The sequence below is a fragment of the Peribacillus sp. NPDC097895 genome (genome assembly GCF_050277555.1).
Lineage (GTDB): Bacteria > Bacillota > Bacilli > Bacillales > DSM-1321 > Peribacillus.
On sequence record NZ_JBNNSH010000001.1, the window covers coordinates 2,066,963 to 2,080,217 of the forward strand.

7 protein-coding genes and 1 pseudogene are annotated in these 13,255 nt (G+C 36.5%); 1 reads left to right on the forward strand and 7 read right to left on the reverse strand.

What is annotated here, in order from left to right; all coding sequences use genetic code 11:
- Positions 1-377 precede the first annotated feature (377 nt).
- Both ACQKMH_RS09870 and ACQKMH_RS09875 read right to left on the reverse strand, forming a co-directional pair.
- Positions 378-2,444, reverse strand: coding sequence for a sigma-54 interaction domain-containing protein (locus tag ACQKMH_RS09870; protein ID WP_427587204.1), 2,067 nt, complete (start codon positions 2,442-2,444; stop codon positions 378-380).
- Between the two features lie 59 nt (positions 2,445-2,503).
- Positions 2,504-3,931: a YfcC family protein gene (locus ACQKMH_RS09875; RefSeq protein ID WP_427587206.1), complete on the reverse strand. Its 1,428-nt coding sequence runs from the start codon at positions 3,929-3,931 to the stop codon at positions 2,504-2,506.
- Between the two features lie 370 nt (positions 3,932-4,301).
- Between ACQKMH_RS09875 and ACQKMH_RS09880 the strand changes: the two genes are divergently transcribed.
- Positions 4,302-5,444 (forward strand): M20 family metallopeptidase, encoded by a 1,143-nt coding sequence (locus ACQKMH_RS09880; RefSeq protein WP_427587208.1) that lies wholly within the window; start codon positions 4,302-4,304, stop codon positions 5,442-5,444.
- Positions 5,445-6,058: 614 nt separating this feature from the next.
- Here the strand turns inward: ACQKMH_RS09880 and ACQKMH_RS09885 are convergent.
- The 5 genes and pseudogenes from ACQKMH_RS09885 to ACQKMH_RS09905 form a co-directional block, all read right to left on the reverse strand.
- A pseudogene (locus ACQKMH_RS09885) lies at positions 6,059-6,163 on the reverse strand (hypothetical protein); the annotation flags it as partial.
- 981 nt (positions 6,164-7,144) lie between these two features.
- On the reverse strand, positions 7,145-9,133 hold the full coding sequence (locus tag ACQKMH_RS09890; RefSeq protein ID WP_427587209.1) for an acetoacetate--CoA ligase: 1,989 nt from the start codon (positions 9,131-9,133) through the stop codon (positions 7,145-7,147).
- A 110-nt stretch (positions 9,134-9,243) separates the two neighbouring features.
- The gene (locus ACQKMH_RS09895) at positions 9,244-10,515 is read right to left on the reverse strand and encodes an ATP-binding protein (RefSeq protein WP_427587211.1); all 1,272 of its coding nucleotides are present in this window, start codon (positions 10,513-10,515) and stop codon (positions 9,244-9,246) included.
- A 202-nt stretch (positions 10,516-10,717) separates the two neighbouring features.
- Positions 10,718-11,857 carry an acyl-CoA dehydrogenase family protein gene (locus ACQKMH_RS09900; protein WP_427587212.1) on the reverse strand — a complete coding sequence of 380 codons (1,140 nt, stop codon included), beginning with the start codon at positions 11,855-11,857 and terminating at the stop codon, positions 10,718-10,720.
- Positions 11,858-11,973: 116 nt separating this feature from the next.
- A complete protein-coding gene (locus ACQKMH_RS09905) occupies positions 11,974-13,224 on the reverse strand; it encodes a GTPase (protein ID WP_427587213.1) in 1,251 nt (416 codons plus the stop codon).
- Positions 13,225-13,255: the final 31 nt, after the last annotated feature.

Genomic DNA, 13,255 nt, shown 5'->3' on the forward strand with positions numbered 1-13,255 from the left:
AAACACCCGTTAGTTCAACAAGTACCCCAAAAATTGAATTTATACTTTACAATATAAGTTTACCTAATGAAGTAAAATCGGAAGTTAAAGGTTTTTAGTTTGCTCAATTAAGATACTGCAACCTTCTATCAACTAAATATTACAATTAAGAATGACACAACAAAAGCAGGAAGCATGATACACCATTGGGAAAATTACCCATAAGTCTTCTCGTAAAATTTTAAAAGGATAAAATATAGAATAAAGAAATATATAAGCGACTTTATCATTCTAATTGGATTGATAAAGTCGCTTTGTTGTTTTCTTATAAACTGTTTTTTGAAAAAAATGTGAGAATTACTTTCTAGAAACTTAAATATTTTGTACTAGATCCTTATTCACAATTTTAATCTACGAAGTATCTCTACACCCACTTCTGTAATCTCCGTTCCCTGTTTTTTAATTCCAACTTTAATGCATTTAGCTTTATTTAATATTGATAATCGATATCGCAATTGTGAATCAGACAAAAAATAAGGGAGCAATTCTTGCATAACTCCTCTCCCTACACTTATTTCTCTCTTTTTACAAATCCATAGTGCTTGTAGTATGGATTTAAAATCTTCTATGAAATTTCCTGTTTTTAAAAAGAGTAGTGTCTCATCAATCTCTGATAATGAATTATCTGATGAATTAACAGTTTCTTGTGATAATAAAATATGTTCTGGTATATGATTCTCAGTGACCATATTTCCTTCTACAATGACCATTAAATAATGGATGAAATTTTCAAGTTCTCGTATATTACCTGGCCAATTATAGTTCATTAATAGTTTTTTTACACTTGAGTCAAACATTAGATTTTTCTTTAATAATTTTAAAAAGAAATCTATTAGTATAAATAAATCTTGTTTTCTTTCTCTAAGTGAAGGGAGTTGTAACGGTAAAACATTTAGACGATAATATAAATCTTGACGAAACGTACCATCTTGAATCATTTGATGTACGTTTTGATTGGTGGCTGCAATAACTCGTACATTTATTGGTATGACCTTATGGCCACCTACACGCATAACTTGGCGTTCCTGAAGGACTCGTAAAAGGGAAGCCTGAATACTTAGTGAAGCATCTCCAATTTCATCCATGAAAATAGTGCCATTATGCGCTAATTCAAATAAACCCATTTTCCCTTCTTTCTTAGCGCCTGTAAACGCTCCACCTTCATAACCAAATAATTCACTTTCTATTAATGTTTCAGTTAACCCTGCAAAGTTTACTGCTACAAATGGACCGTCTTTCCTTTCAGAATTATTATGTATGGCCTGTGCAAATACTTCTTTCCCCGTCCCGTTTTCTCCAGTAATTAATACTGTATAATCACTTTGAGCCAACCGAATTGCTTTTTGTTTTGCAGATACCAGTAAATGGCTATTTCCAATAATATTATCAAATGAATATTTTGTAGTTAAACCTAACTCAGCGCTTTTTCGTCTAATTTCTTGTTCCATTCTTTGAACTCTTGTAACATCTTGAAACGTGATCACAAGGCCTGTTAGTTTTTTATTAAAGGTTAAGGGCACTTTCGTTACTAATAATGAACGATTATTTATTTGAAATAAGTTATCAAGTTGTTCCTTTTGATCAATAAACGTCTCATTAATCTGAAAACTAGGTATAACCTCATTGTAATGCTTTCCAATACAGTTAGACGGGAGTTGTAGAATTTGATGAGCATCTTCATTAATTAATGTAATGAATCCTTTTTCATCTAGCCCTATAATTCCTTCATGTACTGCATTTAAAACAGATTCTAATTTCTGTATTAGTTGTTTCTCATTTTGAATAGATAATGATAAATTCCTTCCCATCTTCACAAAATCTCTAAAAAATTCTGCTGTATAAAAATGGGACTTTTCTAAAGAAAGGTTCAAAAGACGAGCAATATCGAGCATAGTGGTTAAATCAATTGGTCGATTTTCTAAATTAATGATTTTTTTAATATGTTTAGGTACAAGTTCATCTTGTCCAAGCGTAATAGCAAAATCAATGTTTTCTGCCTGTTTGACATTTGTAACCCCAGGAACATAAGGAATTAAATTTAAATGCCCAAATCCGAAAGAGTGCAGAAGATCAATAGAATCTCTAACATTATTTATATAGTTAGTAACTAATAAAATATTTGTTTTTGGTGCCAAATCTAAAAGTTGCTCTAACTTTGCAATACGAATAGAACGTCTAGCAACCATAACAGGAATACTTGAATTCAATGCTTTAATAGAGTCTTCAAGCACTGGACTAGATAATAAAATTAAATCAGCGTTATGAATGATCTTCTCATTTAATTGTAGGGATTCATAACATGTCTCAATATAGATTTTTGAACCAAAAAACATTCTTAGATTTTCTTCAAATGTTTTGCATACTTTTTTGCTGATAGTCACAAGAAGTATAGTGGGCTTTTTCATCTTCTTCTCCTTACCACACGGTTGCATTTTGCTCTTATTCTATCAGATTTTAAAATAACTTAGAAAGGTCCCCATTTTATTAATACACCAATTGTTAAAAAGATAGCAGCTAGGATGGCCCATATAAGTGTTAACGGAATCATAAATTTAAGCCATTTACCATATGAAATACCACTAGTAGCCAGTATTGCCATTAGTACACCTGATGTTGGATTAATACAGTTTACTACTCCCTCCCCAAATAAAACGGATTGTACCGCTACCTGGCGAGTAATATGTAGCAAATCAGCAAGTGGTACCAATATTGGCATTAACATAGTCGATTCTCCTGAGCCAGACGAAATTAAAAAATGAATAGCTGCACTACCTATAAACATGCCAAGTGTTCCTGTAATTGGAGAAAGGGGAGCTAAAAGGGTAGAAAGACCATGCACAATCGTATCTAAAAGTTGCCCCTGTTCAAGCAAAATTATCACAGCTCGAGCCATTCCTACAATTAACGCCCCATATACAAGTTTCTGGCAACCATCCATAAATGTTTTGGCAATATCATTAACATTCATACGGGAAATAAGTCCAGCACCTATAGCCATAAAAATAAATAGACCTGCCATTTCGTTTTCAGTCCATTTAAAAATGAGCGTACAGATAATAAATGCTAGTAAAGATCCACCAGAAAACAATAAAATAATCTTATGTTGTAATGTTAGTTTCGGTGTTTTCATTTTGTTCTCATTTGTGCCTAATGAATTTGGAAACCTCTCTAAGCCCAGTATACTTTGACTAGCATCTTTCTGGATTTTTCGTGCATACCAATATATATAAGAAATAGTACATAGTAAGAACGTGAAATAAATGACAATGCGAAAGCTCATTCCAGATAATAGTGGCAGCTCAGCAATTCGCTGCGATAATCCTAATGTTTGTGGGCTTATCAGGGATACATTCCACCCTGCGTAAGTACCTAGATATATAAGAGATACCCCAAAAATGGCATCTAATTTTAATTTACGAGCAATCATTACTCCTATAGGGATAAATGCAATAACAGAGTTAACAATGATACCTGTGGTACCAAGTATAGAAAACATTAAACAAATAGGAATAATAAGTAGAAGAACTCTCCCCTTACATAAATTTATAACACTTCGAATAAACGTATCGATAGCCCCCGTCTTATCAATGACCGCTAAAGCACCACCAGTAAATAAAATAAGAAAGATCAAAGGAGCTCCAGCAACCATTCCGCTTTGAATTGCAGTAAAAATTTCAAGGAAATTAACAGGAGTAGATTCCACTAAATGATAACTTCCAGGAACAGTCATCGTAATGTCACCTTTTTTTACTCGATCAAACACCCCTGATGGAACAAGATAGGTAGCTATAGTGCAAATTATTAAAATATAGAACAAAAGGACATAAGCATCAGGTTTAAATAACTTTCTTCTAATAGGTTTATGAATCGTTTTTTGAGCTGTAGATTGCATAATATAATTTCCCTCCAAATTAATCTGTATGGTATTAAGAAACTCTCGCTATCCCTCCTTCACTTATATAGTGATTATTCAGAAATTTCACCTGAATATAACTAACACCATCTACCTAAACACAATGCAAAAAACATGCCAGTTTCTAAGATTAATAAATTATCCTTTTAAAGTAGTTTACATTAAAAAATTAGTATTTATAGGTCTATTTATTGGTTATTAATCAACCATAAAACACCCTATAAAAAAATTAATAGGTTAAAGATAGTCGATTTAATAAAAAATCAAAGTTGGCAAGGTTCTTGCAATAGTATTAATTAACAGTATATAAACATACAGAATTGTTTTACAGTTCAGAGGAGGAATTATTTTGAGTAAGTTACTAATTGAAAAAACCGTTTCTAGCTATCTGCAAGACCATGAACAAGCCATGTTAGATGATTTAATTGAATTCGTAAAAAAAGAATCACCTTCTTACAATAAAGAATTAGTAGATGAGTGCGGTACATATTTAAGCCAGCTTTTTCAAAGACGCTTAGACGTAGGATACGAAATAATAGAAGAAACAAAAGTGGGGAATCATCTGAAATTTACAATTGGAGAAGGAGAACAACAAATTTTGATCATAGGGCATTTTGATACAGTTTGGCAGGAAGGTAGACTTAAGCTTAGAAGAGAAGGAAATAAACTGTATGGTCCTGGTATTTTAGATATGAAAGGCGGCATTATCCAGTCTCTATGGGCAATTAAAGCCATCCAGGAACTCAAACTTTCATTAAATAAAAAGATCGTTTTCCTTTGCAATTCAGATGAAGAAATTGGTTCAATTGCTTCTAAAGAATACATTGAAGAAGAAGCAAAAAAAAGTGATGCTGTATTAGTTGCTGAACCTGCTGTGGCTGGGTCGGGAGCATTAAAAACAGCTCGCAAAGGTACAGGGATTTTCAAGATAAAAGTATGGGGACGTGCTGCCCATGCCGGTAACCATCACGAAGAAGGCATTAATGCTATTGAAGAACTAGCTCGGCAAGTTATTGTTTTACAAGAGTTAACCAATTATAAAAAAGGAACAACTGTAAATGTAGGAACTTTTACTGGAGGAAGTGGAACAAACGTGGTTCCAGAATACGCAGAAGCTCGCGTTGATTTACGTGTTTCAACAGAAGAAGCAGCAAAACGAGTAACGAATATTATTTTAAATTTAAAACCGATTTTAAAAGGAATTAAGTTGGAAGTAACCGGTGGTATGAATAGACCTCCAATGGTGAAAACTGAACAAACGAAAGAATTGTTTGGATGTGCTCAATCCATTGCATCGGAACTTGGCATGAAATTAGAAGAAGCATCTGTTGGAGGGGGAAGTGATGGGAATTTCACAGCAGCTATTGGTGTTCCTACTCTCGACGGTTTAGGTGCGTGTGGAAAAGGAATTCATGCAGAAAATGAACATATTCAAATTGAAACACTCGCTGAAAGAGCATCTTTATTTGCCAATTTGTTATTGAGACTGTAATTGCATGCAAACAAGATTGAATAACGTCAAAAGTAACTCTACATATAAGGAGTTTTATAACGTTAATACGAACAATTAAACAGTTAAAAGATTTGGACCGCCCCCAAACTAGGTGACGGTTCTTTTTAATATAAAAATAAAAAGAAGCCTCCTATATATATAAACTTAATTCTTCCACTAAACTGCCCCGTTAGTTCCATTAGAAAAAGATTGCCGCAACAACCTAGTTATTGAAGCAAAATCTGTTAGTTCTATAAAATAATTTATTTAATTGGATTTTCGTGTGTCCAAGGTTTAACTGGGTACACTTTTTTTGAATCAAGGAGAATTCCAAAAGAAAGAAGCCACTAAAGGAATGATTCCAGTAATTAAAACAACAAAACTATTCACCCTTCCCTGCCAATTTCTAACTATTTTAGCAGACTGTACTCAAGTCCCTTATTGAACAAACCTGCCCTTATAGTTGCGTAAAGAAAAAGCTGCCTTAAAGACAGCTCAGATCTTCAGCCTGTTAGTTCTATAAGAAAAGCGAAGCTTATTCAAGAATCGCGCCCGATTCTTGAATAAGCTTCGCTTTTCTACGACTGAAATTAATATGTTTTAAAAAAAACACTTTAGAATATTTTTACAAATATAGTGTTTAATAATGAATCAGCAGAGGAAATCTCTACCCCTTGGTAATAATACTTGACTATATCTTTATAACTTTTCCCTTCTTTCTGCTTATCCTTATTCCAGAAAAAGACACAAAAAAATGCTCACCTATTGGTAAGCTATTGTAAAGTAGTAGTATTATATTGAATGTTTAACCACATATCCTTTGCTCGAAGTAAAGAAGTTCTTCAAAAGTTGCCAGGAGTAGAGCAAACTATTTCTTTTCAATCCTATTAATCATTACTCACTTTAATTCCATATAAAATATACTTCTACTTCAACTCATGTTCGTATGAGTTTTTTTTATCATTTCCCGTTCTTCATGATTCAATTTCACGGACGCCGAATGGACTGCCAAGTGAGCTTGCCACCTGTATATGGCTTATTTTGAAATACAGCAAAGTCAATCAGAACGATATTTTTGCTATTTTCAACGATTAAAACAATAATGCCTATGATTGTGGCAACGAGTAGGACGATTGAAATCGGACTTATCCATCCTACTCTGCTCCGTAATTTATAAATACATTCAAGGCAATCATTATAATGGTAAAAATGATCAAGCCAGTGTAATCGAATTTATAGGCACCGTTTCCTTTCTGGTTTATCTTTCAGCAGAAACATACTAATTATTGCAAAGAATGAAAATCCACCTCCGCCACATGGAAAGTTGCGATTGCACCTTCGCAAAAGATATTACGTCTTTTCCCTTTTATCTTTCTCCTGCTTCCTCTAAATCAATTATAAGAATACTATTCAAATATAATGAGTCATTATTGGTATATTGCCTACAGGGACACTGTTGGATAGTTCTTATCGTCATCCAGGTGTTCATAAAGGCAGCGAAATTCATAATCATGAACTACTACGCCTGCAGCTCTGGATTTATGCTAATGAGCTTTCCTTTTTCGTACATCGAGTAAAAATATTTTCATGTTGACTTCGAAAATAAAAACCCATATCCAGAAATAGAAGTGCTTGTTGGGGAAATAGCACCAGGCCCATTAAACTAAAAAAGACGGAGCTTTTTACTCCGCCTTTGAATCTCAGAATATTTTTTTCTCATTTAGCTCAATGGCTAAATTCTTGAAAAATTGAAGCGATTCAGGGTTCCCCATGGAATCTGCATTCACCACTTTATCAAACTCGAAACCTAACAACACTTTACGTATCGGGACTTCCATTTTCTTTCCGTTCAACGTTTTAGGTATTTGATCAACAGCATAGATTTGGTCAGGGATAAAACGAGGGGACACTTGCCCTCTGATTTGTTCCTTGATTTTTGCTTTCAATGTTTCATCGAGGCTTAAACTTGGCTTAAGGACAACGAACAGCAGCAAGGAAGAACCGCGGCCAAGCACTTCCCTATCAATAATAAGGCTTTCCATAACCTCGTCGATCGCTTCGACAGCCCGGTAGATATCGCTAGTTCCCATACGTACACCGGAACGGTTGATGGTCGAATCGGAACGTCCGTAAATGATACAACTGCCCTTGTCGTCGATTTTTATCCAATCACCATGTTTCCATATCCCAGGATACGTATCGAAATAACTCTCGTAGTATCTTGTCCCGTTTTGGTCATTCCAGAAATATAGCGGCATGGAAGGCATCGGTTTCGTAATGACCAATTCACCGACTTCATTAATCAATGTTTGACCTTGTTCATCAAAGGCTTCTGCACGTACACCTAATGCTCTTCCTTGTATCTCCCCGATTCTTACTGGTAAAGTAGGAACACCACCTACAAATCCGGCACATACATCGGTTCCGCCACTGGATGAACTGAGCCAGATATCCTTCTTAACATTCTCATATACCCATTTGTATCCGTCACCCGACAATGGAGCTCCAGTAGAAAAAAGGGCCTTCAATTTCGACAAATCATAGTTTTCCTTTGGATTGATGCCTAACTTCATGGAATTCGTAAGGAATGGTGCACTTGTTCCAAAGAAAGTCATGCCTGTATCTTCAGCCAATTCCCAAAGGGCACCCATATTCGGATAAGAAGGACTGCCGTCATAAAGAACGATCTTCGCACCATTCAGCAAACCACCCATAAGGAGATTCCACATCATCCAGCCTGTCGTCGTAAACCAGAATACCGTATCCTCGGAAGTCATGTCTTGATGCAATCTTGTTGCTTTAAAATGCTCCAATAATATACCGCCATGCCCTTGTACAATTGGCTTTGGCATTCCTGTTGTACCTGATGAATAGAGAATCCACAGCGGATGATCGAACGGAACACGTTCATATGATAATTCCGCTGTTTCTATTAAAAGGTCATCCCATGGAATGGTATCTACTAGACTTTCTTTTAAAATCTTTTTATCTATGTAAGGAACCAATACTGTATGCTTGACAGTGACCAATTCTTTTTGAAGCTGTGAAACAACGGATGTTTTATCATATACATTTCCATTGTACTGATACCCATCAACCGCCAATAATACAACCGGTTCAATCTGTTTGAAACGATCTATGACACTTCTTGCCCCAAAGTCAGGTGAACAACTGGACCAGATGGCACCTATACTCACTGTTGCCAAGAAGGCTATGACCGCTTCGGGTATATTTGGCATATAGGCAACAACCCGGTCGCCGGATTTCACACCGAGTTTCCTTAATGAATGCGCGAATGAAGCTACTTTCTCTTTCAGCTCCCTCCAGCTAATCTCTTGCTGTTTGATATGTTCGGAACGAAAAAAAATCGCCGTTTTCTCTCCTTGATCATTCAATAATGCATTTTCAGCATAATTAAGCCTAGACCCCTCGAACCACTTCGCACCTGGCATTGAATGTTCCGTTAAAACCGTGTCATATTTCCTCCCGGCTTTTACCTCACAATATTCCCAAATTGAAGCCCAAAAGTCTTCCAGTTCATCAACTGACCATTTCCATAATTCGTGATAATCATGAAATGATAAACCCTTTTTTTCTTTTAACCATCCTACATATTGAGTCAATACCGTTTGCTCGATTTGTTCGTTTGTCGGTTCCCAAATGATTTGTCCATCTGTAAGCGATTTCATACAATCATCTCCCTTAGGTATCTAATGCATTATTGAATTTTTTCCTAATAATTGGTGGTTTAATTAAATTGTAAGGTATCGATATAAAACCGTCAATTTACACACTATACTCAAATAGGCTCATGGCTATGAAAAGGGAGGTTAATAGAGAAACATGTTCCTTTCCCTTGTACACTTGACACATGTATCGTGCCATCCATACTTTTGATAACGCTATATGAAACCATCATACCCAATCCCGTACCTTGATTTTTTGTCGTAAAGTAAGGCTCACCTAAACGGTATATTTGTTCCTGGGTCATTCCAATTCCTTGATCTTGTATCTTTATTTGGATCTTAGTGGCAGCTTGAAACAAATGTATGTATAATTCTCCCTCATGCTTCATCGATTCTATGCCATTCTTTAAGATATTGAACAAGCACTGTTGAAATTTTTTCCTGTCCCCCAATATATAATAAGCTTCATCTTCAAATAGGGATAACTTCAATTTAGTCCCATTATTGTTAGCCAAGGGAATGATACTGTTTACGACATGCTGAATTTCATCGGATACTCTTAATCTTTCGTTATTTTCAGGACTAATGGAAGCAAACGTCAAATAATCATTAATGACATCCGTAGCTCGATCTAATTCCTTCAGCGCAATATTCGCATACCTTACCTTTGTTTGTGTAGAAACGTCTTCACTTAACATTTGAATATATCCCCTCGTAACGGTAAGGGGATTACGAACTTCATGAGATATGCTTGCAGCGAGATGACTAACGACTTGTAACTTTTCCGCTTTCACTAATTCATCGAGAACCTGGAAATTCGCCAAAATGACTTCACATAGTATGATGACGACGACGATTCCTATGACCTGGATCGTAAAATATTGTTTCCATAGACTTATACCGATAGTAAGATCAAATATTTGAGTGGAAATAAACTGTGTAAGAATGTGAACAATAAAGATTAATGAGACACCGATGAAGATTTTTTTACTGACAGATATTTTGAGATAGTATTTAGATATAAAAAACAGGGAAATTCCAATTAACGGAAAAGTGATGCATGATATATAAAATCCATTTTCCCCCCCAGTTAAAAAACGAATAAGCAAAGTGATCACTATTAATATGATCCCTAACCTCCAGCCCCCATATAAACCGCCTAAAAGAAAAGGGATCCATCGAAGATCCCAAACAAAATCAACTTCAATGACAACTGGAAATAGCATACATAGGACAAGTGAAAGAATGGGGAAAATGGATAGGAACCATCCTTTTAATGAATCTAAACGATACACGAACTTCACTAGATAGCTCATTTGCAATAAAAAGAGCGGAAAAAGGATAATTAAAAAGTTAATCAGTAAATCTTTTGTTATAAGATTCATTTTCACACCGAACTTTCGATATTTTTCGAAGATTTAGACAGGTGTTTTAATAATAACAAGATAAAGAATGATAAGCTAGTAAAATTATCATGCGGGACTGAAAAAGAGGCAGCTAAAGCTTAGTGGTATCATCCAAAGAAAAAGAACGGGAAAAAACACTGAAACGACAAAGTCATCTCAGTGCCATAAGGAATTGTTTTCATTAATAAAGAGCTGATTTTGCGAGCAACGTGATTGTCGCATCATCCATCGGAGGGTTATGAAGTCCTGCACGGACATCCCTATAATAGCGTTGCAGTGGATTTTTCCTTTGTAAGCTTTTTGCTCCAACAACTCTCATCGCATTATCGACAATCGAAATCGATTTATTGACGACAGATAATTTAACTGCACCCAAATGTTTCGATAATTCTTCATGATCTTCGGGGTGCTGCTCCCATTTTTCAGCAACAGAGTAGAGAAAATGGTGTGCCTCGTTCAATTCAAGTTCCATTTCCCCAATTGTTCTTTGGACATTAGGAAGATCCCTGATCGGGCCCGTTAAACTATTGGGAGAATAGGTCTTCGCAAATTCCACAGCATAATTTCTGGAAGCCACAGCAATTCCCAAGTAGCAAGCAGGAATATGTAGGAGCCACGCTTCAGGTTTTCTTTTTTGACCATTGCTTTTCATGACATAATACTTTTCAGGCAGGCTGACATCATTTAACACTAAATCATGACTTCCTGTTCCCTGCATGGAAATCATATCCCAGGTTTCTTCTATGCTGACACCCAATTCATCACGGTGAACTAAAAAGGTGCCTTGCTGTTCATCTTCGGGTACCCATGCGGTTACAAGAAAAATATCAAGGACCGGAGAGAGTGTAGTAAAAGTCTTTCTCCCATTCAAACACCAGTGTTCCCCTTTTTTGATTGCAAATGTTTCCGGACGACCTCCACGCGTCGGGCTTCCTGTCCCCGCCTCTGATGCTGCCGTATTGATGAGAGCGCCTTTCGATACGTGATCAAACAATTCATCCATGACTTCTTTTTCCCAAGGTCTTTTTTCAGTTAAGGATAATACCGTTCCGACATGCCAACCTATTCCTAAAGCAGTTGGTCCGCAATGCTGAGCTATTTTTTCTTGGCATAGGAGAAAATCATATAAGGAACCACCGTACCCCCCATCCTTTTTTGCTAACGTTAATTTAGGGTATCCGAATTCTTTTAACTCCTGAATGTTTTCAAAGGGAAAACCATTTGACTCATCAAGTGCTTCAGATCGACCGGAAAAGGACTGAATCGCTTCCTCTAATTTTTGTAGATATTCTTTTTGCTTCTGTGATTGAAAAAAAGACATGAAGATCATCCCTTCTGTAATAAACGATATTCCTGACCCATCTAGCAGCAAAAAGCGTGACTACTAGAACTCCCCTTTATCATATCACTTTAGTGGAGTTTATGGTCTAAAACTGCTTATTCAGAGTCAATGTCTTCATTTTTATAATCTTTGTTCGCGTTCTTATAAGCTGCCTTCGCCTGATCCATATCTTTGTTTTCAATAAAATAAGCGATCGCAGCCTGACCGATTCCATAGGTGACCGCGCCGGCTACAGCACCTGAAACGGCTAGACCAGCTCCTGGAATGAAACGGACTGCTGCCCTGACACCTTCCCTGACGAGGAGGCCAATACCAACATTGATCCCTAATGCTGTAACGAATTCACTTGCCGTTTTAGTATTAATGTCTTTATCCGCGATAAAACCAATGACCACAATCATCAACCCTTGAATACCTGTCAATATGGGGAAATCGGCAAAAGGAATGGGCTCTGCACCAATTAAACCTGCGATGGCCGTAAACGTTCCCACGATTGTCCGCGCAAATTTCTTTTTAACGAATTGGCTTTGTATCGCTTTGGCCGTCTTCAGTTTCGCTTCACTGGGTAAGGCCTCGATTAAGTAATCAGATAGCAAATCGATGTTCCAACGCATATCGTATTCAATATTTCCATTTTCATCAAAATCAATATAAGAACAAATGGGAATGATGTTCAATAGTGGGATGTCACTTTCGATAAAGCGTTTGGACATCAAGGCGATGGCTTCATCAATATTCTGTTTTTTCTTAGGATTGGCATCAAAAGGCGCTTGTTTATAATGTGGCGGATCTAATTCATCCACTTGTGTGACTACACAGATAACGGGTACTTCATAATGGTGTATCTCTTTAACGATTTTGCGCAGCTTGTTCAACTCTTTTAAATCTTCTTCAATCCGTGAATCTGTTTCTTTTGCTTTAATCAGGAAAAGAAACACGTCAGGCTGTTCTTCAGTAACCGCTTTTATCAATTCATCCATCGGTGTTTCTTCTTCATATTCTTCTGTCGGAGCTTCACTTTCCCCCAATCCGCGTGAGTCCAAAAGACGTATTTTGGGCTCTGCATCACTGGGGTACCAAAGCCATTTACCCTTACCTGTTCCAGCTTTTACGGAACTGACATATTGCCGTTCCTGGCCAAACATCGCATTAATCAACGATGACTTTCCGGACCCGCGTCTCCCGACAAGAGCAATTCGCGGTTCCCTTGCATCAACTGTCATCGTTTTAAGCTTCAAGAGCTGGTCGAGCATTTTATTCTTTTTCGATTGTGAAATTGGCAGCTTATCTACCTGACCTTTAATGAAAGTGAATATGCTTCCCATTTCATCGTGTTTTTCTACCACCGTGCATTCCCCCTTGTTTTGAAGTTTTTTT